Genomic DNA, 22274 nt, shown 5'->3' on the forward strand with positions numbered 1-22274 from the left:
CATTTTATTTATGTAAATGCTCTGCACAAAAGTCAGTTCTTACAATTTTTGGACCAGACAAATCAACTGCATAATGACAGGGGTTTGCCATTAAGTCTGCAATGTTAACCTTCATTTCAATCAGGCTTTCATAACTGAAAAGTTCTGAGCTTACATCATTTCCTAAAATATATGATACCTGAAGTCCTGTGGGGCTTTTTTTAACGCTTATTATCTCTTCCATATTTATTCTCTGTCGGGCTTATAAAAAAAAGTTCATGAAACAAATGTTTCATGCATACTTCTTCAAATCACAATCTGGTTTAGGTGCAAATATAATTTGCTGTATTTTTTTAATTGTGTACTCAACCATTTTTCACTCAATAATGCCTGTTTTGCAATAATAATGAATCTTATGAACAGCGATTCCTAAAACTGTGAATACAGATGTGATAAATACCCACCATCCTATAAGAAAAATTATGCAGACTGTGGTCATTTCAAAATGATGCACTGAGAAGAAATGATAATCATAACCAACAAGAGCAGGTGTTAAACTAATAAAAAACTCAGGTAGTGAGATTAAAAATAATATTACGCCAAAAATTAAAAAGCATCCAAAAATTTCAATTAATGCTTTTCTAAATACTGAAAAAGAGCTTAGCAATGCAGAAATTATGTTTTTATTTTCTAATACTATCCCCGGAATAGTGAAAAGTGTCATTAAAAACAAAGCTGAGCTGATAATAATTTTAATGAAGATATGATTTTGTGCTGAAAGCACTATATCCGGAATATAATATATGAATGGAATGTATAGAACAGAGGCAAACCAGGGATATATATGTGTGTATAAATGACTATGAGTTAAAACTGTATACAGTGCAGTTCCTGCAAGTGCGATTATAAATGACCATCCAAAAACCTGATAGAAGTGACTTTTAAGCACTGATAAACTTAATTTTAGATCAACGTAGCCTTTTGTTTTTGCTAATGATAAATTAATCAACAAGTCTGCAAGAAGAAGATTTATGGCTGAAAACGCTAGCAATTCAATTGAAAACGTAAACAAAAGCCCTTGTAGGTAACCTAAAGTCCAGTACGTATGGCTGTCTGCTAAACTCATAAGATTAATTTCCAAAACAAACATAGCAAGAATTATAAGACCTGCTATGAATGAGAACCAGAAAAGCTTTTTGTTTTGGAACAGTGTTTGAATGCTTTTTTTGGCAATTATAACACCGTTTTTTATTCTGAAATTCTTTTTTTCACCGCCTCCGGAATTAATTTCAGTTGAATCATAGCAATCGCCTATGCAATATACCGGTGTCTTTATGAAATTTTGTTCCATCGGACACCATCCAAGACTCTTTTGATTTTTATCAGATGCATTTTCAGTCATAGACTTTCCCTCACTTTTCTAAACAGTTCGTCCGCCATTTCTGTGGGATCATTTGTATTTTCAATTTTTATTCCAAGCTCTTCAGCATAGTCCCATAAAAGTTCTGTACATTCCTTATACTTCTCACAATTTTCACAGACACCTTCGTGTTCAAACCAGACCTGTACGCCCTGCTTTTTTGAGACAAAAATGATTGCAGTGACTTTTAAGGGAACTGAACGCCCCAATAAGATTCCTTTTTCAAAATTGACGATTTCTACTGCAATGCTATTTGCATTCGCCATGTCCAAAAGAATCTTTTCAATTTTTTTAGTCATTGATAAAAGAGCATGAGAAACAGCCTGTCTTGAAATATCAAAGTTTTTAGCAATTTCTATGTTTTGCATACCGCTTCTTCGCATAGTCCAGAATGCAAATTGTTTTTCATCAGTTGGCAGGAACATATGTCAATATGTGAATGTTGACAAAATATACTTTGTGGATATAAATATTTTTACATAGAATGATAATTTTCATGAAAGTTTTAAATGAAACATATATAATGATGAAAATTAAACATCAATGTACACATATGTCAAAAAAAATATATTCACGGATATTCAGAAACAGAGTCGGGGAGACTTTCTATACAGGCTATGACTTTAAATGAAATTCTTTATGGCGATACTATATTTAAAGAAGGCTCGCTTGTCCTTGAAGCCGGATGCGGAGTCGGCGCCCAGACAAAAGCAATTGCAAAAAATAGTCCCGGTGCGAGGATAATTTCTGTTGACATTTCACTAAAATCACTCAGCGCCGCCAGAAAAAAAGCAGCTGATGAGACTAATTTTCCTGCTGAATATTTAAACTGCGATATATTCAGCCTGCCGTTTTTAAAGAATTCCTTTGACTATATTTTCGTATGCTTTGTATTAGAGCACTTAAAAAATCCAAGGGATGCGCTTTTGGAGCTTTTAAAATTCTTAAAGCCCGGCGGGGAGATAATTGTAATTGAAGGCGATCACGGCTCTGCCTTTTTTTATCCTGATAGTTCTGATGCTAAAAGAAACATCGAATGCCTTGTCTCTCTTCAGGCAAAGGCCGGCGGCGATGCCTTAATTGGAAGAAGACTTTATCCTCTTTTAAAAGATGCAGATTTTTCTGATGTATGTGTTTTTCCAAGAATAATTTATGCAGACAGCTCAAACCCTGCACTTGTCAGAGGTTTTACAAAAAAGACATTCACAGCAATGGTAGAGGGGGTGGGTTTTGATGTAATATCATCAGGGATAATGACAGAAAAAGAATGGGAAAACGGAATTCGTGCCCTTTACAGGACTTGTGAAGAGGACGGAACATTTTGCTATACATTTTTCAAAGCGACAGGAAAAAAAATCTGATTTTTTTTAGATATCGTAAAAATATTAAATTTCAGAATCATATTATTAGAAAATAATAACTAAAAGAAGATATTTATGAAAAATATAAATTTAAGAAGGACAATGATTGTAATTTCAGCATTTTTAATGCCGTTTACAATCTTTTTTATGTCGCCGGCAGTAATTTTAATGGCCGCGTCAGAGGGGATAATAAATTCAAGTGCTCTTGTATTTTTGCTTATATTTATTGTTTCTTTATTTACCGGAAGAATCTGGTGCGGATGGTTGTGTCCTGCCGGCGGAATGCAGGAATTAATTGGTAGTGGCTGTGAAAAGAAGCCTTCAGATGGATTTCTTAATTATTTCAAGTACATATTATTTGCCATCTGGGCAACTATGATTCTCATTTTGTTTGTCATGGCAGGCGGAATTAATGGTGTTAATCCAATGTATGGCACAGAGGGGGGAATTTTCCCTAAGATTATGTATGTCTATCTTATTTTACTGGCAATATTTGTTATATCCACCTTTATATTAGGAGGACGTTCAATGTGCAGGTATTTCTGCCCGATGTCAGTCATAATGATTATCGGAAGAAAAATTGGAAATATCCTTAATCTTCCCGGATTGCGGCTAAAAACCGAGCCTGAAAAATGTATTGATTGTGGACTTTGCAACAAGGCATGTCCTGTTGGCATTTCTGTATCTGAAATGGTAAAAAACAATGATTCCAATACAAATGACTGCATTATGTGTGGTTCATGTGCAGATTCCTGCAAAAAAGGTGCCGTCACATTTGGATTTTCTAAAAATAAGTAATTGGATTAAATAACTTGGATATAACTTGGATAAAAGTTAAAAGACTTAGAAGATTGCTATGAAAGTCAAAATTCCTGATAAACTTATCATCACTTTTTGTGTGATGAAAAAAGCTCATCATGTGCGTTTTACATGAAAGTTACTTTGTAACTCACATGAAACAGTTAGCATGAAATGATAATTTCAATTTGAAAATTAGTTTTTCTTACAAAAGTGCTTTAAAATATACTCACCTGTAAACTGGAAATAAACCTCCCTTGTTTCGGAGTCTGTTCTTTTATAAAAATGGGCTTTCTGTCTTTCATTATTGTAAAATGCAATAGCATAAAATGGAATATCTGATTTTTTAACATGAATCCGGCATACAGTATCCCCTTTGACTTCTTCAAAAGATATATTCAGATATTTACTAAAATGAGTGATAATATCCTTTGGATATATCATTTTATCAATGATATCATCAATGATCTTTCTTTTATAGCCATCCAAATTTTTATCCTGAAGTTTTGAATATTCATTTGTAATACTGTGAGTTTTACAGATATCGCCTTCTTCCTTCAATTCTTCAACGCCTATTAAAAGAGTTCCTCCGTTTGTATTCAGAAAAGCAACAATTGTTTTTGCAATAGAAAACATGCTGTTGTTCTTTTCAAATATAAAATTAGGATCATCATCATAGACAAATCCAGGATATCCATCATATTTTGCACTGCGAAATACTCCCTTCTTAAATTCAATTGTTTCACATTCGCCAATATTAATGAGATTTTCCACTGTAACATCCAAAGAATCATCTGTATCTTTCACCTCTATTTTTGGAGAAAGAACAATGTTATCAATAATGCCGGTTTTCATTTCAAGCAGTTCGGAAGCTTTCCGAGAGAGTATATGATCTTTGATAAATTTTCCAAAATCTCTTAATGCTTTGTCACCTTCTGCAAGAGAGTGATAACAATGAATAACATCAATGTTTGTATTTTCCTTCAGATATTCCCAGTCAATAGAGAAATGGTAACTTATTACATCACAGTAAGTAAAGTCAAAAATACGTTTAATGTTGTTTTTCCGAATATATTCAGCCATAACCTCAGTTATAAGCTTAGATTTTGTCCAAAGGTAATATGCACTGTTTTTCTGACCGAACTGGCAGGCATAATTCTGAATAGATTCTTTTGGTAGTAAAAGACCATAACATGCAGATAATATCATAAAATGATGATTTGATGATAAAATCCCTGATTTGCCTTCTTCTCCAAGTTCCTTATAAAATTGTCCGTCAAATCTCTTTATTGCAGGAAGATAATTTGCAGGAGTCTGACCACCAAAATCTCTGCCTTTTACAAGGTAATTATTATATTTTTCTATTTCCTGCTCGCATTTGTACCAGTGGATTTCATTATTTGATAGATTTAATAAAATTTCATCTCTTGTTTTAATAAATTTTGAACGGATTGCTTCATCATCAATTGAATTAATTAATGCATTTTTCATGTCATATTCTGATGAGCCGCCGGATAATTTATGAAAAGAATCAATAAAAAGAATGAGGACGGGACTCTTGGTTGGCTTTTTTTCGTTAGAAGCTAAATTGTCCTGATCACCTTCAAAATTATCTTCCGGTTTATCAAGGGGTTCCAGAGAAATTTTATCGGAACCTGCTGCTGTCCACACTGCTATTTCGACCATCCGGGGAGTCCAGTCAAAATTAGTAAGAGTGGTCAATTTTTTTGCACACTTTCTGCTAAAATCAGTCCATTGCAAATAGGTATTCCAATTTGCCTCACGATTATAGAAAGATCCAGATATACCTCCATCTTCTGTTGTAAGAAAGTTTGTCGATTCTTTATATCCAAATTTGTCTTTATTATCATGCCACCATTTTGCAATTCTTCTGTCAGCAATAGGATATTCAGCAGGGTCATAAAAAGAAAGGAATGTTATTGGTAATGCATACCCGGAAGGCATGTTACATAGATTACAAAAATTATTAAAATTTTCAAACGTTGGTTCTTTACTTAGCGATGAAATCGATTCTGCGAATTTCTCCCAAACAATAGCCTTATCCTGCCTTATATATGATAAGTGCCTGATAAAGTCTGATGTTTTCGTGTTAACATCACGTTTAGAATTCAGTTTCCAGAACAATATTTCTCCGGCAACAATTCTCTCATCAAAATTATTTTCAGGGTTATTAATCGCGTTCTGAAACTTTTTTTCCAACAAATTTAGATTTTTAAGATCAATTTTTGAATTGAAAAAATCAGGGTAAGAGTTTTTATCTCTGTACTTTGTAAGGTCTACAACCCAGTTAAAAGAATTATATGCATCTATCCATTTGTTGTACATGTCAATCCCGGCAGTATTCTGATAATAATGACTTCGGTTTATAATCTATAAGAATATCCATTTAAAATTACATCAAATAAATTTAAATCGGCAAACTTTCATGCCCATGAAATTGGAACTATCTTATTATACTCCTATTTTATTTTCAAATGGAAGATGAGCTTTGATTTTTACAGCTTCATATTAAATGCGATACCCTTTATTAGTCCTTAACTCACACATAAAATAAGAAAATAATCGCGGGTATAAGGTCAATATGAGTAATCTAAGTGCTAACATAAGTGAAAAAGCCAATCTTATCTGGTCAATTGCGGACAAATTAACCGGTACATACAAACCACATGAATATGGAGAAGTAATTCTTCCCCTGACTGTAATAAGGCGTTTTGACTGTGTACTTGCGGACACAAAAGACGCTGTTCTTGCAAAGAACGAGACAATGAAAGCGGTTGCTTTGAAAGATGAATTTCTGAAAAAAGCATCAGGCTACTCATTTTATAATACAAGCAAATTTACTTTTCAAAAATTATTAGATGATCCGGACAACATTGAGGCAAACTTCAAAAATTATCTCAACGGCTTTTCTCCCAATGTGCAGGAAATAATTGAGAAGTTCAAATTTGATGCACACATTACAACGATGGCAAAAAAGGGCATTTTGTATAATGTTTTAAAGGAATATACAACATCAAAAGGATACCTCCACCCCTCACACATCTCAAACCTTGAGATGGGCTATATCTTTGAAGAAATTATCCGGCGTTTTTCAGAGTCTCATAATGAGGATGCCGGACAGCACTACACTCCCCGTGAAGTCATTGAACTGATGGTAAACATTCTGTTTACTGATGATAATGATATTTTGTCCGGCAAAAACATCACAAAGACACTTTATGATCCGGCCTGCGGTACAGGCGGTATGCTTTCGGTTGCCACCGAATACCTGCACAGATTAAATTCGGGTGCAAAACTTATCGGTTTTGGTCAGGAATTAAATGATCATACGTTTGCTATCTGCAAGGCCGATCTTTTAATTAAAGGTGATAGTGCAGACCAGATCAAAAACGGAAACACTCTTTCCGATGATCAGTGCGCCGATATGCAGTTTGACTATATCCTCTCAAATCCTCCTTTTGGCAGGGAATGGAAAAATGAAAAAAATGCGGTTGAAAAAGAGGCCAAACTGGGTTTTGCCGGTCGCTTCGGCCCGGGGCTTCCTGCTATCGGTGACAGTCAGATGCTCTTTTTACTGACAGCAATCTCGAAGATGAAGGATTCAGGATCAAGGGTTGCAATAATTCACAACGGATCACCGCTCTTCTCAGGCGATGCCGGTTCAGGCCCGTCTGAGATCAGAAAATATATTCTGGAACATGACCTTCTTGATGCGATAATTGCTCTTCCAAATGACTTATTTTATAATACAGGAATTGCGACTTACGTCTGGATTTTGTCAAACAAGAAGCCTGCGAAAAGAAAAGGCAAAGTTCAGCTCATAAACGCAAACCAGATGTTTGTCAAACGCAGGAAATCGCTTGGAAACAAGAGAAACGATATCTCGCAGGATGCTATTTCAGAGATAACAAAGATTTACGGCGAATTTAAAGAGAATGACGTCTGTAAAATCTTTAATAATGATGATTTCGGCTACCACAAAATAACTGTTGAAAGACCCCTTCTTGATGAGAACAAAAAGCCTGTTCTTTCAAAGGGAAAACCAAAGCCTGATTCATCATTGCGTGACACAGAAAACATACCCTTAACAGAGGACATTTCAGAGTATTTTAAGCGTGAAGTCCTCCCATTTGCACCGGATGCATGGATTGACGAGAAGAAAACAAAAGTCGGTTATGAAATTTCCTTCACCCGCTATTTCTACAAATACACTGCACCAAGACCAAGCAGTGAAATAATGAAAGAAATCTTAGAGCTTGAATGCGAGCTTGAAGGAAGTCTTGCGGAGATTTTTCAGAAATGAATGAGGATAATCCGGCACTTCCTTCGGATGAGGTTTACTTAAATATCCGCAGGAGTGTTATTACTGCTCAGAGGCAGGTTTACGCTGCTGTAAATTTTGCAATGGTGCAGACATACTGGGAGATTGGTGAGCAGATTTACTATGCATGCGGGGAGAATTTTCGTGCGGAATACGGGAAGAATCTTTTAAAATTTTTGTCTGAAAAACTCACAGAGGAGTTTGGGAATAATTATTCTGATCGAAATCTCCGTTATATGAGGCAGTTTTATGCAACATTTCCAATCCGGAACGCACTGCGTTCCGAATTAAGCTGGACGCATTACCGGCTTTTAATGCGGATTTCGGATGAAAACGCCCGTGATTTCTATATGGATGAATGTGCTAAATCAGACTGGAGTTCAAGACAGCTTGAGCGGCAGATTAATTCATTTTTCTATGAGCGGCTTCTTGCAAGCAGGGATAAGGAGGATGTCATAAAAGAGGCTGAATCAAACGGGTTGAAAACGGAGTATGAGCGTATTATAAAAGACCCTTATGTTCTGGAGTTTTTAAACCTTGAAGCGAACCCGAAATTCTATGAAAAGGATTTGGAAGAGGCTCTGATTACAAACCTGCAAAAGTTTCTGCTTGAACTTGGACGCGGATTTTCGTTTGTATCTCGGCAGAAGAGAATTTCCTTTGACGGACGCCACTTCTATATCGATCTTGTCTTTTACAACTACATCCTGAAGTGCTTTGTTTTAATTGACCTGAAGCTTGGCGATCTTACTCATCAGGACTTGGGTCAGATGCAGATGTATGTCAACTACTACACCCGCGAGATGAGAACGGAGGGCGACAACCCTCCTGTGGGAGTTGTTCTGTGTGCCGACAAAAGCGATGCTGTTGTAAAATACACACTTCCGGAGGACAATTCACAGATCTTTGCATCAAAATACATGCTTTACATGCCGACAGAAGAAGAATTTAAGCGGGAGTTAAACCTCGATAGCTTCCGGAAGATGAGCAGAGACAATCCAAAAGATGAGGGTGATGACGCATGAGGGCAATGAAGGATTCCGGGATTGAGTGGATTGGCGAGATTCCGGTGGGGTGGGAAATAAGACGGCTTAGATTTTTATGCCAAATAATTACAGGAGATAAAGATACAATAAACAAAAAAGAGGATGGATTATATCCATTCTATGTTCGTTCTCCAAATATTGAAAGGATTGATTCTTACACTTTTGACGGAGAAGCAATACTGATGGCAGGTGATGGTGTTGGTGCTGGAAAAGTGTTTCACTATGTAAATGGCAAATTTGACTATCATCAACGAGTGTATAATCTTCATTTTTTTAAAGATATTTCAGGAAAATATCTATATTATTACTTAAAAGAAAATTTTTGGAAAAAAATTGAAGAGAGTAATGCAAAATCTACTGTTGACTCCGTTAGACTTCCAATGCTTCTTGATTTTCCTGTTGCTTTAGGTGAGCTTCCAGAACAAACCCGCATCGCCTCTTTCCTTGACAATAAATGCACCGCAATTGACGCTTCAATCGAAAAACAGCGGGCTTCAATTGATAAGCTGAAGGAATACCGGCAGGTAGTGATAACAAATGCTGTGACAAAGGGTCTGAATCCGGATGTTCCAATGAAGGATTCCGGGGTTGAGTGGATTGGGGAAATTCCGGAAGGGTGGGATGTTGTAAAGTTAAAATGGCTTGCAAGGATGAAAAGTGGTGAAAGTATTACCTCTAATATCATTGATAATGATAGTACCTATCCAGTATATGGAGGAAATGGATTAAGAGGATATGCTAAATCTTTTACACACAATGGCTCTTATATCTTGATTGGAAGACAAGGAGCACTTTGTGGAAATGTTCACATTGTAAAAGGAAATTTTTGGGCATCTGAACATGCAATTGTAACATATGAGTTAATTACATTGGATCAAAAATGGTTGTTCTACATTCTTTCTGCTATGAATTTGAATCAATATTCAACTTCAGCAGCCCAGCCGGGTCTTGCAGTTGAACAAATTCAAAGGTTGTCTACTTTATTACCTCCGATTTCAGAACAACATGAAATCGCTGCCTATCTTGATCAAAAATGCACCGCAATTGATGAAGCAGTATCCAAAAAAGAAACTCTCATCAAAAAACTTGAGGAGTATAAGAAATCCTTAATCTATGAGGCTGTGACCGGTAAGATTGAAATTCCGGAATTATCAGCCTGAATTTTTAATTGGTTTTCCTTTTTTTCATTTATTTTAAATTGATTCATGCAACCCATGCGCAAGGTTCGCTTCGCAAAGCTTCGCGAACCACGCCCTGCCCTCAGGGCTTTGCGCCATCACGACAGCCTGCTTCGAGAATACCCTGCGGGTATTCTCAGCAGCCATATTTTGAAACATCAGATTTGAATGATATTTAAACGGAGCTTTAAAAAAATGTCAGGAGCATTGGGAATGCTCGTCCATTCCCAATGCGGGGTATCGTTATAAAAGGGGGAGGGTCTAAGGGAGGGGGAAATTCGTTCCCCCTCCCTTTTACTAAAAACGATCATGAAACAAAGGTTTCATGCACCGTTTAATGTAAATCACAACGTGATTTTCATGGTAAATTAAAGATAAAAGTTTGGAATTTTCTTAATTGATCTCTAAAATAATTGTGAAAACCATCAGGATATTTAAAAATATTTTAATAAACCACACCTTCAGGTGAAATGAATACGTGACAAATTGTCACGGTTTTAATCTTCCATTATATGCAAAATAACGCAATAAATTATTATTCCCTTATACTCAATATTACATTAAGGGTAAAAAAGGTGAAATAAATGGCATCCGCAGAATATACAGAAAAACAGTTTGAAAATGATATTGAATTTTCACTTTGCACAAATGGCGGTTATGTCAAAGGAAATCCGGAAAAGTTTGACAGGGTTCTGGGGCTTGACACGGAAACCCTCCTCACATTCATCAAAACAACACAGCCGAAGGAATGGAAAAAATACAACAGCATATACGGTGATGACAGCGAAAAGACGTTTATTGAAAGATTCACAAGGGAAGTTGCAAGAACAAACCTCCTTCGCGTACTCCGGCAGGGAATAAACGACCGGGGATGCAGGTTTAAGGTAATCTACTGGAAACCGGAAACAGCAATCAATGAGGAATCAAGAGAACACTATGATCAGAATATCCTCAACTGCACAAGACAGCTTCACTACTCCCCCACAAATGAAAACAGTCTGGATATTGTTCTGTTTGCAAACGGAATCCCGGTTGTATCAATGGAACTCAAAAACCAGTTCACCGGCCAGAATGTAGCAAACGCAATCGGACAGTACAAATTTGACAGAAACTCCCGCGATCCAATCTTTGAATTCAAAAAGAGAGTCATTGTTCACTTTGCAGTTGATCTCTACAATGTCTATATGACAACCCGCCTCAACGGAGGGCAGACAAAATTCCTCCCGTTCAATCAGGGATCAAACGGAGCAGGAGAGGTAGGCGGAGCAGGAAACCCCCTTTATTACAACACATATCAGACCGCTTATCTCTGGGAAAAAGTTCTCACAAAAGACAGCCTTCTTGAAATCCTTCACAAATACCTTCATATTAAAACCGAAACTCTGACAGACTTAAACGGAAAAACAACCGAAACAAAAGAGACCCTTATCTTTCCAAGATATCATCAGCTCGATGTCGTAACAAAACTCCTCTCAGATGTCAGGGAAAACGGTGCAGGCAAAAATTATCTCATACAGCACAGCGCCGGAAGCGGAAAATCTAACTCTATCGCATGGCTTGCACACCGGCTCTCGGGACTGCATGACAGAACAGATAATAAAATTTTCAAATCGACAATAGTTGTAACTGACAGGAAAATTCTTGACAGTCAGCTTCAGGACACAATCTATCAGTTTGATCATGTTGAAGGCGTCGTTGTAAAAATCGACAAAGACTCAAAACAGCTTCGCGATGCAATCAACTCCGGCGCAGGAATAATCATCACAACACTTCAGAAGTTCCCGGTAATCTACAAAGAAATAAATTCAGACAACAAAAATTTTGCAGTCATTGTTGATGAGGCTCATTCGTCACAGACCGGAGAAGCGGCAAAAAAGCTCAAAACAGCGCTTGCCAACATAGAAGAAGTCCTCGATGAGTACGCAAAAGCCGAAGGCGAAGAGGAAGACAAACGCCCGGACGAAGAGGATAAGTTAATAGCCGAAATTGCCGCACAGGGGCAGCACAAAAACCTTTCATTTTTTGCTTTCACCGCAACACCAAAAGACAAAACACTTCAGATGTTCGGAGTAAAACAGCCGGACGGCAAATACAAGGCATTTCACATCTATTCAATGCGGCAGGCCATTGATGAAGGATTCATCTTAGACGTTTTGAAAAATTACATGACATACAGCATGTATTACAAAATTATCAAAAACATACCTGATGATCCGGAACTTGACACAGCCGCAGGAATTAAAGCAATACGGCGCTATGAAAGCCTTCATCCTCATAACCTTGCACAAAAGACCGCTATCATGGTTGAACACTTCAGGAGTCAGACAAAAAACCAGATTGGCGGAAAAGCAAAGGCGATGGTCGTTACAGCCTCACGCCTTCATGCAGTAAGATACTGCTTTGAGTTTAAGCGATACATCAAAGACAAAGGATACACAGGCCTTGATGTTCTGGTTGCCTTCTCAGGCGAAATAGACGATGAGGGAATGTCATGGACTGAGGAAAAGATAAACAAAACAAAATCAGGAGAGCACATTAAGGAAAAACAGCTTCCAAAAGAGTTCCATGATAATTTCAATATCTTAATTGTGGCAGAAAAGTATCAGACCGGATTTGATGAGCCGTATCTTCACACAATGTTTGTTGATAAAAAATTAAGCGGAGTTAAGGCAGTCCAGACCCTCTCACGAATAAACAGGATTGCCGAAGGCAAAGACAGCACATTTGTTCTTGACTTTGTGAACACTGCCGAAGATATTCAAAAAGCATTTCAGCAATACTACGAAGCAACAATTCTCGCTGAGGAAACAAACCCCAATGTTCTCTATGATCTCAAATACACTCTTGATGACTTTGGGATATACAGAGAGTCAGAGATAAATTCATTCGCAGAAATCTTCTTTGCAAACACTCAGGAAAGAGATATGGGAAAACTCTCTGCAACCCTCCGCCCTGCAATGGACAGATTCGCTGCAAAACCTCTTGAAGAGCGTGAAACATTCAAAACAACACTTTCCCGCTTCATCCGCATATATGGGTTTATAACTCAGGTATGCAGGATGTTTGACGAAGAATTGCATAAGTTCAGTGCATATGCAAAATTCTTATCAACAGTTCTTCCAAAAGGAGAGAAAGTAACAGTCGATTTGGACGATAAAATTCTTCTTCAATATTACAGACTTGAAAAGTGCTTTGGCGGATCTATTGTCATGGATAAACATGATGAATCAGGGATTGATCCAATCAAAGGGGAAGCCGGAGTCAGAAAAGAGAAAAAGGACACTCTCACAAAACTTCTTGACAGAATAAATGAGAAATTCGGTACAAACTTTACCGAGATGGATAAGGTTCTCCTCCAGATTGAAAATGATATTCGTGCCGAAGAAAGCCTTGTAAACTTTGCACAGAACAATGATGAGCGTGTTTTCCGCCCGGTCTTTGAAAAAGTGTTCAAAGATATGGCGATTCAAAGGTATGAGCAGAATGATGAATTCTTTATTCGTATGTTCAACGATTCTGCATTTATGCAATACACAATGGACTTAATGCGGTCAGATATATACAGGAAAATTAAGACTGCACAGGTTTGAAATTCTCCCTCTCTAATATTTTAACAGGATATCATTTCAGGTTTATATTATACCTCAGAAGATTCTTCAGGTATCCATTTTAAATTTGGAGGGTAATTTTTTTCAATAATTATTGATAAGCCAAATTTATACTTGTATTCTCCTTCAGGATCTATTAATTTATTAATTTTCTCTATATCTTCCTTATTATCTGGATTCCACCAAGTCTTAATCTCAAGAACTAGAAGATTGTTTTTCATAGATCCTCTTTTATGAATTATTAAATCAGGGATAATTGCATTAATGCCCATTTTTTTTATAATATCTACATTTCTATTGTATTCACAATCTAAATGATAATACTTTAAACATTCATTAGCAGACATTAATTCTTGTAAATATATGCCAAATCTAAACACGATTGCTCTTTCAGATACATATTCTTTTAATTCATCAGGGAGATACTTTAAAATCGGTTCATGCCGTATCAAATATTTATCACACTTATAAAGTTTAGTTAACGCTTCCCAAATCAATTTTTCAAGTAAAGATTTTTCTATATTATCCAAGGTTTTACCACCAAATAATTTAATTATCAGTTTTATGATCTCTGAAATGAATTAAATTATCTGTTTTCTAACCATTATCCAGCTTTATTTCAATTTTTAGCCCATCAAATCTAATTCAATTTTTCAACCCCAGTGGAACCTTTCTGGAACTCTCTATTTATGACCTACAAAACCGACATTAAGTCCGTTAAATCATACGCATGTGCACTGACATATGCGGACAGGAGAAAAATAACGATGGAGAATAGAGCAAAACAGGAAAGGGAGAATATACAGCGATTTAAAAAAAGACTGAATCTGACAATAAAACCTGAAAATTACGAGCATATCAAGAATAACGGCCTAAATGTATCCAGATTTGTAGATAACGCCATAAATGAACTCAGAACAAAAACAAACAAAGAATTAATCTTCATATTAAAAAAGAACAAAAACAGTGGGCCTGTTGAGATTCGAACTCAAGATCTTCGCCGTGTAAAGGCGACGTCATAACCAGCTAGACCACAAGCCCATCAGAACACAAATTGCCTTACAATCGTGCTCTGTTATATTAGCCCTATTGATTATTAAAGATGTTGGATTTGATTTCAGCCATCTCTTAATCAGGAGCATATCTGTATGGAGAAATATGTGAATCAGGTGATCATCAGGTTATCATCAGGTTATCATCAGGTTATCATCAGGTTATCATCAGGTTATCATTTATTAATTATTAGTCACTCCCCAGTCCATCTCTTCCTTTAAAAAAAAAAGATTTTCCAAAACAAATTTTTCTAATAATTAAGAGAAGTGCTTTTTGAAATCCCTGAAATTAAAAAAAGCTTAGATTATCAACTTCAGAAAAATATAATAGCACAATAAAGAAGGGATTTGAACTTGATCTCCCAAAGCCGCTGGGGGGACTTGAACCCCCGGCCTGCTGATTACGAATCAGCCGCTATACCACTAAGCCACAGCGGCAAAAAACAATTCCTCAAAAAACAATTGCTCTTATACATATTGTCATTGAAAATTATAAAACCGGCGGATAATCCTCCGGAAGTTCGCCTGTATTAAGCCTGGGCCTTGTATAATCTGAATATTATATTCCTTATCTGCTATATTCTCATATTCTAATACAATAATCTGCACTATGAACTCAAAAAAAATAATAAAAACTCAAACAACTTAAAGAATTTCCAATAATTAAAAAACTAGCAACAAATAAAACCAAAAAACTAACAACAAATAAAAAACTCAAACAACTTGAAAAAATTCCAATAATTAAAAAAATAACAACAAATAAAACCAAAAAACTAAAAATCCTGATTAATCAGGAATATCCTCTTATTGTAACTTCAGTATCCTGATTTGATTTTGCTTCAGAAGCTCTTTTAATCTCTCCAAATTTACCTTCATAATCAATAATTGTCTTTGAAAGAACTTCAGAGAAGTTTTTTGCATGCTTTGGACTAATAGATACAATTGCCTTTGCCCTCGCGTGATTTGTTCCGGGAATTTCATGAAGAAATACAAATGTAAATTCATCATCCTTGTATGCAACCTGAATTCTGTTTGAATATACAGGATCTAAATCCTGCGGAAGGTTTACAGCAATTTCGCGTTTTTCCATATCATAATATTTATCTTCAATCAAATAAGGATTTTACATAAAAACGTTCATGAAATTATATTTTCATACCAACAGTTTCATGTAAGTTACAAAGAAACTTTCATATAATACCCGCATGATGATTGCTTTTTTCATCACACAAAAACAATGAAAGTCTATCCGGAATCTTAACTTTCATGGAAAAAACGTTTATGAAACAGATTTCTCATACATTATTTCATGAAATTTTTACCGATATCTGAAAAAAAATATTCCTGATATCTTCAAAAAAAAGGATAATAAAAATGAAATTCCTGAGCATCTCATCAATTGTATCATGCCATATCTGCCCGATACGCTTCATCCTAGAACAGGACAATAAACCTAAAAATGAGTCGGAATACTACACAATCGCCAAACAAATTTCATATCATCTTGGAGAAGAGATTGATGCTTATGAAATATGGGATGAAATCAAAACAATAAATCCGGAAATATCAGAAGATGCACACCTCCAGTACTCAGAATGGATAAAATCCTGCAAAACTGCCAAATGGCCAAGAACATCACAAAATGACATAAAAGTCTCCTCCAAAAAAATGGGAATTTACGGAGTAGTTGACAGATACTTTGATTCAAAACCCCACCTTGGCCTTACAAGATTAAGCCCGGCGCCAGAAACAGGAATATACAAAGCAGACAGGGTCAGATCAGCTCTATTTTCATTTTGTGCAAAAGAAACTCTGGGTATCAATGCCGATGAAGTAATTCTTGAATATATCCCTTCTGCGGTTACAAGAACATGCAAAATATCTCCAAGAGACAGAAGAGAAGCACTTTTAGCCCTTAAAACAGCAAGAAAAATACTTGCCGGATATGTTCCCGTAAAAAACAAAACATTTCCCTGTGAAAACTGTTACATAAAAGACAAATGTACAAAAGGGCCTGTGAAACTATCAGATCTTTTGTAAATATCAAAAAAATAACTCATAAAAAAAAATCCGGATTTATTATATATTATTTTTGCTCTTCAAGAAGTGTTTTTGAAATTATATACTCACCCTTTGCCTCCCTTGTTGTCCCGACAATAAGCCATTTCTCATCACCCATATCCTCAACAACACCGCAGGCCTCAATAGTCTCACCTGATAGCGCCTGACCGCTGTATGTATGAGTAAATGAAAGCACCTTTGAAATCTCCGGATGCTCAATAACATATACAGCAGGACTGTCAAACGAAAGCGAAGCATCAGTAACCTTTGCCTCAACAGTCTTTTTACCAATGACTTTTCCCTTTTTAATAGCTACCGACGATAATGAATCATATCCCCGGGTAAACAACAGATCAAAATATGTTCCGTCAATTTCTCCCCTGTTCCACTTCCGCATCTCATGGAGAACAAATGTCTCATAATCAATCTCAGGAACGCGTTTGTAATACACTTTCTCCCACATTTTATCCGAAAGTGCATCTACTTCTCCGGCTTTCACTGCTTTTATTAGATTCTTCTGAGCCAAAAACCAATAATCGCCATAAACAACCATGTCAATGTCAGACGCTTCATTCTCAAGCCCGCAAAGAAGAGAACCTGTGCATCCAAAAGTCATTTTGGGGACACTAAATATCTCTGATAATTTTAAAACACGTTTATCCCCTGCAATTATTTTTTCTATCTCTTCCTCTGGTTTTAGAACCCTTTTTATATCAGTCAGCGGGACACGGTGAACAACATCCAGATATTCGGGCTTATGCTTTTTTATGTATTCAAATGCAGGCTCAAAATCGTATTTTTTGTACCTTACACCTTCAGGTGAAACTCTTTCTCCTTCATCATCAGGCACATATCTTAAAACACAGCCTGCTTTTTTTTCATTGTCATAAGCCGATACCGCATAAAGACAACCGTCTTTATCCTCAATAAAATCTCTAAGCCTTATCGCTTTCATAAGAAACTGTCCCTAAAATTTTCAAAAATATTTACAGCACTGAAGTTTACTGCCGCTTTAAATGAGTATTTTTCGATATTAACGCATTTTTCATCATGCAAAAAAATATTATTCATCTGCCAGAAATCTGCAAATCTCTTCTACATTACTCCCTGCCCGAAGAATCTCCTTTTTAACAGGGTTCACAACAGTGCTCGGAATGCCGGGGAGTTTTCCTCCGTCAACGAATAGATCATATACAACAGTGATCTCGTTGAATTCAACCGGCGATTTGCCTCCTGATATATTGGCACTTGTAGAAGATATCGGAGCATCAAACTCTCTTATGATTTCAAGTGTTGTATCATTTTCAGGAATTCTAATTCCTATATAGCCGGTTCCGCCTGTAAGCACTGAAGGAAGACATCTGTTTGCCTTTACAATCACAGTAACAGGTCCGGGCAAAAATTTTTCTATAAATTCCTGTTCAAAATCACTCATTCTTGTAACAGCCATAGCCATTTCAAGATCTGATACAGCAACAGACATCGGCTTTGAAAGAGGCCTTTTTTTAACCTCATATACTCTTTCAATAGCACATTCGGAAAATGCATCGCATCCAAGACCATAAACAGTCTCAGTCGGATAGACAATCAGACCATCCCTGTGCAAAACAGATACTGCCTCATCAATCTTCGATCTCAAAATTCACGCCCCCTTACACGATTTATGTCAAACACAGCAAGACTACTGGCATGCATAACTGCAAACACCCCTGCCTGAATAGGATCTGTAACAACCAAATCCGCATGCTTTGGAACACTTCCTGCCATATTAAGAGAGACCACAGGTATTCCCATCTCATGAATTTTATCAACAGATTCGGATATTTTGCCGCCCATCAAAGAGCCTGCAAGAACAAGGACTGCCACTCTTGGAAGTCGGCTGACTGCATCGATAGTTGCCGCTAAGTCTTTTTCACCTACAAGAGGAATTGTATCTACAGAAATTCTCTCCCCGCGAATGTTATGGCGGTCAGCCTCATTTACCGCACCCATAGCAACCTGAGCAACCTGGGCACCCCCTCCAATAATTATCACTCTTTTTCCAAATATTTTTGAAAGCGGCTGATATGTATGCACTGAATAAATAGTACTAAGCCCTGACAGATCGGAAGATAAAGACTCAATGTCATTTACATTCTCAAGCTCAAAATAAATAAAAGAGTTTCCTCTTTCATTTCCTGCCGGAAGAACAGATGCCTGAACCAAAACAATATTTACATTATGCAAAGCCATAATCTCAGAGACATCACGAAGAACTCCCTGACAGTTCTGACTCAGAATGCTGATAGCATATATTTCTGAATTTGTCATTTGTTATGATCGTACCTTGTTTTTTTGGATAATTAATTCTTTTTAATATCATAACCTGTTTTTCTTTAAATCAACACACTAACCTTAATTTAAACCAGTTGATATCAGGAAATTTAAAAAAATAAAAAAAACACATAGTTTGCTTTTTTACATAAAACGGACAGGAAATAAATATTTCATTTCCCACAAATAACTATTTCATACTAAGGTTTATACAAAAACGTCCATGAAATTATATTTCATGCACGATTTCATGTAAGTTACGAAGTAACTTTCATGTGATATCAAAAGACATTATGCGATAACCGGGGATCGAACCCGGGTTAGAGGCTTGGGAAGCCACTGTCCTGCCGCTAGACTATTATCGCAAAAAAATATAACCTGATTTCTGTTTGAATTACTAAGCTATAAATATTTTTTATTGCTCTGATTTTATTAACATTTCAGGACAAAACAGCATTTATCCAATTTAAAAGCATTAAAAAACGTTTTTAAAACAAATGTTTCACACAGAGTTCTTATCAACATTCAACATGATTTTTACAACGTGTTTTTCTACAATGTGATTTTCATGTAAACTCACATAGCAGGGATAATTTCCATCACACAAAAACAATGAAAATCTATATGGAATTTTTACTTTCTTACAATATACTTTCTAAACAACCTGCTTTCTAAACAATATACTTTCTAAACATTCTGCTTTCTTAACAATCACCATGAACAGTTTTATGCGGCGTTCATATGATATACATCTTATAAATGCTCAACATCAAAATCAGAACCGGATTTTCCTGTTGAATTTATTTGTGCCTTCGATGCTTTTATTATCACTTAAACCAACTTAATAAACAGCACTTGAAATATGGTGCTGACTTTAGTGTAAGTCCGACGTGTCTTTAAATTTAAAAAAGACACTGCCTGAACAAACAGGCTTTGGGATTACAAAAAAGGTCAGTAATGGCTCTTTTTGTGGACTTACATGTAGATATTTAAGACAAACCTGAATTTTATTTCATGGATATCTTAAAAAAAAGTCTGCCGGCTTTAACTGTCGGCTAATTTCAGACAAATCCGGATAAGATTAAGTTAATTGATTAAATTAATTTGTCCGGTAATTCAAAAGATCAAAAAAATAAGGATTTTTTGAATCATCTACAAATAAAGGTGGTGAACAATGGCACGAATGCATGCCCGCCGACGCGGAACGTCCAGTTCAGTACGTCCGCTTCGTACAGAGGCACCAGAATGGTCCAACAAGGACACAGCAGAGATTGAAAAGATTATTGTAAATCTTAGAAAGGATGGTATGTCAAGCGCACAGATAGGACTTGTTCTTCGTGACAAACACTGTGTACCGAGTGTTAAGCTTGCAACAGGAAAGCGTGTTGAACAGATTCTTGCTGACAACAGTCTTGAATCAGACATACCTGAAGATCTAAGAAATCTTATAGTAAAAGCTCTTGGCATGAGAAAACACCTCACCGAGAACAAAAAAGATCTTCACAACAAACGCCAGCTTCATCTTACAGAAGCTAAAGTCAGAAGACTTGGTAAATACTATGTGAAGACCGGTAAAATGCCACAGGGCTGGACATACAAACCGGAAACAGCGGAGTTTTTGTTATCCAGATAATTTCATAATATGTCCATTGAAGATGCCGCAGAGCAGGTTGCGGACAGATTGTCCGAATCAGACTCATTGAGAATATATGCCCATCACGATGCAGACGGAATAGCTTCGGCTACAATCATGTGCCATGCCCTTAACAGACTTGGCAAAAAATTCCATCTGACTATAAAGGACAGGATATCCTCAGAATACATAAAAAAAGATGAGACAACACTGCTTTGTGATTTCGGCGCATCCTTGGAGGATTTGTCCGAAGATGTCATGGTAATTGATCATCATGTACCTCACTTCAATGGTGAATACCACGTAAACCCCCGGCTTAGCGGAATAGACGGAGATAAAGAACTTTCTGCCTCAGGAGCTGCATATATAACTGCAAACTTCATGGGGGACAACAGAGATCTAAGCGGACTTGCACTTCTTGGAATTATTGGCGACAGGCAAAACATTGCAGGCAAAAACCAGGATATAATAAACGAGGGAATTGCCAATCAGTTTATTATTCCAAACAGAGGGCTGAAACTTGCAGGAAGAAACCTTAAAGAACAGCTTTATACTGCACTTGACCCATATCTCTGCGGCATAAGCGGAGATGAGGAAAAAGTCAATGAAATTCTCAGAATTTCAACCAAAGAAGATAAATGCAACTACAAGACCCTGCTTTCAAACATCATACTAAACACAGCAGAAAATACAAACGAAATTGCCATGCAGTCTCTCTGGGGAGACACATATGAACTTGAAAGAGGTGTCATACATGATGCACACAGCATGTCGGCAGTTATCGAAGCCTGTGGTCTTTCAAAAAGAGGAGGCCTCGGCGTTGCTCTTTGTCTTAGAATGACACACGGTGTTGAAGAAGCATGGGATATTACAGTAAAACACCGCTTAAAAGTTATATCTGCCATAAAAAATCTACAGAAAAATGAAGAATCATTTCCGCTCTTTGAAGTATCCAATCCGCAGACAGCAAGCAATGTAGCAGACTCACTGGCTTTTGACAGTCTTTACGACACACCTGTTTTTGTAATCGTAGATTCGGGAGAAAAATACTCTGTTTCAGCACGATGCCCGGCAGGTGTGGAATGTGATCTTTCAGAGTTCATGAGAAAAATTGCAGAAGGAACAGGCGGCACAGGCGGCGGTCACAAATGCCGTGCAGGTGCAACGTTTGAAAAAGAAGGACTTTCATTCTTCAAAAAAGAGCTAAAGGAGGCTTTTTGCTGATGATAAGAATTACAGGGACAATTGAGACATATCACAAAAATCCCACATGTATAGCAGAATCACTAAAAGCTGACAATATGTCATCAATGACAACTACAGCTCAGGATAATTCTGTAGTCTGCAAAATAAGCGGGGATAAACTTAGATCTATTGTGGCATCAGTAGATGACTACCTGATGAATCTTTCAGTAGCAGAAGATATCTGCAGGTGTGTTTCAGAAAATTAAGAGCTTAACTTTAATGGACATAACAAAACTGA

General features: G+C 36.7%; 19 protein-coding genes and 3 tRNA genes. 10 read left to right on the plus strand and 12 right to left on the minus strand.

What is annotated here, in order from left to right:
- Positions 1-4: 4 nt before the first annotated feature.
- The 3 genes from L1994_RS06935 to L1994_RS06945 all read right to left on the minus strand — a co-directional run bounded on the left by L1994_RS06935 (position 5) and on the right by L1994_RS06945 (position 1824).
- Entirely contained in the window at positions 5-223 is a 219-nt protein-coding gene (locus tag L1994_RS06935; RefSeq protein WP_278098732.1) for a hypothetical protein, read from the minus strand.
- 132 nt (positions 224-355) lie between these two features.
- Positions 356-1381 (minus strand): hypothetical protein, encoded by a 1026-nt coding sequence (locus tag L1994_RS06940; protein ID WP_278098733.1) that lies wholly within the window; start codon positions 1379-1381, stop codon positions 356-358.
- The gene (locus L1994_RS06945) at positions 1378-1824 is read right to left on the minus strand and encodes a hypothetical protein (protein WP_278098734.1); all 447 of its coding nucleotides are present in this window, start codon (positions 1822-1824) and stop codon (positions 1378-1380) included. The genes L1994_RS06940 and L1994_RS06945 overlap by 4 nt, the downstream gene beginning before the upstream one ends.
- Positions 1825-2016: 192 nt before the next feature.
- Here L1994_RS06945 and L1994_RS06950 point away from each other — a divergent pair, with 192 nt between their 5' ends.
- Both L1994_RS06950 and L1994_RS06955 read left to right on the plus strand, forming a co-directional pair.
- Positions 2017-2760 carry a methyltransferase domain-containing protein gene (locus tag L1994_RS06950; RefSeq protein ID WP_278098735.1) on the plus strand — a complete coding sequence of 248 codons (744 nt, stop codon included), beginning with the start codon at positions 2017-2019 and terminating at the stop codon, positions 2758-2760.
- Between the two features lie 75 nt (positions 2761-2835).
- A complete protein-coding gene (locus L1994_RS06955) occupies positions 2836-3558 on the plus strand; it encodes a 4Fe-4S binding protein (RefSeq protein WP_278098736.1) in 723 nt (240 codons plus the stop codon).
- Positions 3559-3753: 195 nt separating this feature from the next.
- Here the strand turns inward: L1994_RS06955 and L1994_RS06960 are convergent, their stop codons facing one another.
- Positions 3754-5904 (minus strand): peroxide stress protein YaaA, encoded by a 2151-nt coding sequence (locus L1994_RS06960; protein WP_278098737.1) that lies wholly within the window; start codon positions 5902-5904, stop codon positions 3754-3756.
- 256 nt (positions 5905-6160) lie between these two features.
- Here L1994_RS06960 and L1994_RS06965 point away from each other — a divergent pair, with 256 nt between their 5' ends.
- From L1994_RS06965 to L1994_RS06980, 4 genes are all read left to right on the plus strand, one after another.
- Entirely contained in the window at positions 6161-7882 is a 1722-nt protein-coding gene (locus tag L1994_RS06965) for a type I restriction-modification system subunit M (protein ID WP_278098738.1), read from the plus strand.
- Positions 7879-8925, plus strand: a complete 1047-nt coding sequence (locus tag L1994_RS06970) for a PDDEXK nuclease domain-containing protein (RefSeq protein ID WP_278098739.1) — start codon at positions 7879-7881, stop codon at positions 8923-8925. The genes L1994_RS06965 and L1994_RS06970 overlap by 4 nt, the downstream gene beginning before the upstream one ends.
- Entirely contained in the window at positions 8922-10106 is a 1185-nt protein-coding gene (locus L1994_RS06975; protein ID WP_278098740.1) for a restriction endonuclease subunit S, read from the plus strand. The genes L1994_RS06970 and L1994_RS06975 overlap by 4 nt, the downstream gene beginning before the upstream one ends.
- A gap of 602 nt (positions 10107-10708) precedes the next feature.
- The gene (locus L1994_RS06980; protein ID WP_278098741.1) at positions 10709-13714 is read left to right on the plus strand and encodes a type I restriction endonuclease subunit R; all 3006 of its coding nucleotides are present in this window, start codon (positions 10709-10711) and stop codon (positions 13712-13714) included.
- A gap of 47 nt (positions 13715-13761) precedes the next feature.
- Here the strand turns inward: L1994_RS06980 and L1994_RS06985 are convergent, their stop codons facing one another.
- The 4 genes from L1994_RS06985 to L1994_RS07000 form a co-directional block, all read right to left on the minus strand.
- On the minus strand, positions 13762-14262 hold the full coding sequence (locus L1994_RS06985; protein WP_278098742.1) for a hypothetical protein: 501 nt from the start codon (positions 14260-14262) through the stop codon (positions 13762-13764).
- 437 nt (positions 14263-14699) lie between these two features.
- Positions 14700-14773, minus strand: a tRNA-Val gene (locus tag L1994_RS06990).
- Between the two features lie 377 nt (positions 14774-15150).
- A tRNA-Thr gene (locus L1994_RS06995) sits at positions 15151-15222 on the minus strand.
- Positions 15223-15574: 352 nt separating this feature from the next.
- Positions 15575-15874, minus strand: a complete 300-nt coding sequence (locus L1994_RS07000; protein ID WP_278100821.1) for a DUF3467 domain-containing protein — start codon at positions 15872-15874, stop codon at positions 15575-15577.
- A 284-nt stretch (positions 15875-16158) separates the two neighbouring features.
- Between L1994_RS07000 and L1994_RS07005 the strand changes: the two genes are divergently transcribed.
- Entirely contained in the window at positions 16159-16824 is a 666-nt protein-coding gene (locus L1994_RS07005; protein WP_278098743.1) for a CRISPR-associated protein Cas4, read from the plus strand.
- 46 nt (positions 16825-16870) lie between these two features.
- Here the strand turns inward: L1994_RS07005 and L1994_RS07010 are convergent, their stop codons facing one another.
- From L1994_RS07010 to L1994_RS07025, 4 genes are all read right to left on the minus strand, one after another.
- Positions 16871-17800: a DNA polymerase subunit beta gene (locus L1994_RS07010; protein WP_278098744.1), complete on the minus strand. Its 930-nt coding sequence runs from the start codon at positions 17798-17800 to the stop codon at positions 16871-16873.
- Positions 17801-17908: 108 nt separating this feature from the next.
- Complete coding sequence (locus tag L1994_RS07015) at positions 17909-18484, minus strand: L-threonylcarbamoyladenylate synthase (protein WP_278098745.1); 576 nt, start codon at positions 18482-18484, stop codon at positions 17909-17911.
- Entirely contained in the window at positions 18481-19155 is a 675-nt protein-coding gene (locus tag L1994_RS07020) for a DUF5612 domain-containing protein (RefSeq protein WP_278098746.1), read from the minus strand. The genes L1994_RS07015 and L1994_RS07020 overlap by 4 nt, the downstream gene beginning before the upstream one ends.
- Before the next feature lie 297 nt (positions 19156-19452).
- Positions 19453-19523: transfer RNA gene (locus L1994_RS07025), tRNA-Gly, on the minus strand.
- Between the two features lie 809 nt (positions 19524-20332).
- On the opposite strand from L1994_RS07025, the gene L1994_RS07030 reads away from it, so the two are divergent.
- Genes L1994_RS07030 through L1994_RS07040 form a run of 3 tightly spaced genes read left to right on the plus strand, consistent with a single transcriptional unit; the run spans position 20333 to position 22242 of the window.
- The gene (locus L1994_RS07030; protein ID WP_278098747.1) at positions 20333-20791 is read left to right on the plus strand and encodes a 30S ribosomal protein S15; all 459 of its coding nucleotides are present in this window, start codon (positions 20333-20335) and stop codon (positions 20789-20791) included.
- A 9-nt stretch (positions 20792-20800) separates the two neighbouring features.
- Positions 20801-22015 (plus strand): DHH family phosphoesterase, encoded by a 1215-nt coding sequence (locus L1994_RS07035; RefSeq protein ID WP_278098748.1) that lies wholly within the window; start codon positions 20801-20803, stop codon positions 22013-22015.
- Positions 22015-22242, plus strand: a complete 228-nt coding sequence (locus L1994_RS07040; protein ID WP_278098749.1) for a KEOPS complex subunit Pcc1 — start codon at positions 22015-22017, stop codon at positions 22240-22242. The genes L1994_RS07035 and L1994_RS07040 overlap by 1 nt, the downstream gene beginning before the upstream one ends.
- Positions 22243-22274: the final 32 nt, after the last annotated feature.

This window comes from Methanomicrobium antiquum (assembly GCF_029633915.1).
Lineage (GTDB): Archaea > Halobacteriota > Methanomicrobia > Methanomicrobiales > Methanomicrobiaceae > Methanomicrobium > Methanomicrobium antiquum.

What these genes read in the sequence shown, in the direction of transcription:
- L1994_RS06950 (WP_278098735.1), top strand. Translation starts at nt 2,017, where the DNA reads ATGACTTTAAATGAAATTCTTTATGGCGATACTATATTTAAAGAAGGC.
- L1994_RS06980 (WP_278098741.1), top strand. Translation starts at nt 10,709, where the DNA reads ATGGCATCCGCAGAATATACAGAAAAACAGTTTGAAAATGATATTGAA.
- L1994_RS06970 (WP_278098739.1), top strand. Translation starts at nt 7,879, where the DNA reads ATGAATGAGGATAATCCGGCACTTCCTTCGGATGAGGTTTACTTAAAT.
- L1994_RS07040 (WP_278098749.1), top strand. Translation starts at nt 22,015, where the DNA reads ATGATAAGAATTACAGGGACAATTGAGACATATCACAAAAATCCCACA.
- L1994_RS07000 (WP_278100821.1), bottom strand. Translation starts at nt 15,874, where the DNA reads ATGGAAAAACGCGAAATTGCTGTAAACCTTCCGCAGGATTTAGATCCT.
- L1994_RS06960 (WP_278098737.1), bottom strand. Translation starts at nt 5,904, where the DNA reads ATGTACAACAAATGGATAGATGCATATAATTCTTTTAACTGGGTTGTA.
- L1994_RS07035 (WP_278098748.1), top strand. Translation starts at nt 20,801, where the DNA reads ATGTCCATTGAAGATGCCGCAGAGCAGGTTGCGGACAGATTGTCCGAA.
- L1994_RS06940 (WP_278098733.1), bottom strand. Translation starts at nt 1,381, where the DNA reads ATGACTGAAAATGCATCTGATAAAAATCAAAAGAGTCTTGGATGGTGT.
- L1994_RS07020 (WP_278098746.1), bottom strand. Translation starts at nt 19,155, where the DNA reads ATGACAAATTCAGAAATATATGCTATCAGCATTCTGAGTCAGAACTGT.
- L1994_RS06945 (WP_278098734.1), bottom strand. Translation starts at nt 1,824, where the DNA reads ATGTTCCTGCCAACTGATGAAAAACAATTTGCATTCTGGACTATGCGA.
- L1994_RS07005 (WP_278098743.1), top strand. Translation starts at nt 16,159, where the DNA reads ATGAAATTCCTGAGCATCTCATCAATTGTATCATGCCATATCTGCCCG.
- L1994_RS07010 (WP_278098744.1), bottom strand. Translation starts at nt 17,800, where the DNA reads ATGAAAGCGATAAGGCTTAGAGATTTTATTGAGGATAAAGACGGTTGT.
- L1994_RS06935 (WP_278098732.1), bottom strand. Translation starts at nt 223, where the DNA reads ATGGAAGAGATAATAAGCGTTAAAAAAAGCCCCACAGGACTTCAGGTA.
- L1994_RS06955 (WP_278098736.1), top strand. Translation starts at nt 2,836, where the DNA reads ATGAAAAATATAAATTTAAGAAGGACAATGATTGTAATTTCAGCATTT.
- L1994_RS06965 (WP_278098738.1), top strand. Translation starts at nt 6,161, where the DNA reads ATGAGTAATCTAAGTGCTAACATAAGTGAAAAAGCCAATCTTATCTGG.
- L1994_RS07030 (WP_278098747.1), top strand. Translation starts at nt 20,333, where the DNA reads ATGGCACGAATGCATGCCCGCCGACGCGGAACGTCCAGTTCAGTACGT.
- L1994_RS06975 (WP_278098740.1), top strand. Translation starts at nt 8,922, where the DNA reads ATGAGGGCAATGAAGGATTCCGGGATTGAGTGGATTGGCGAGATTCCG.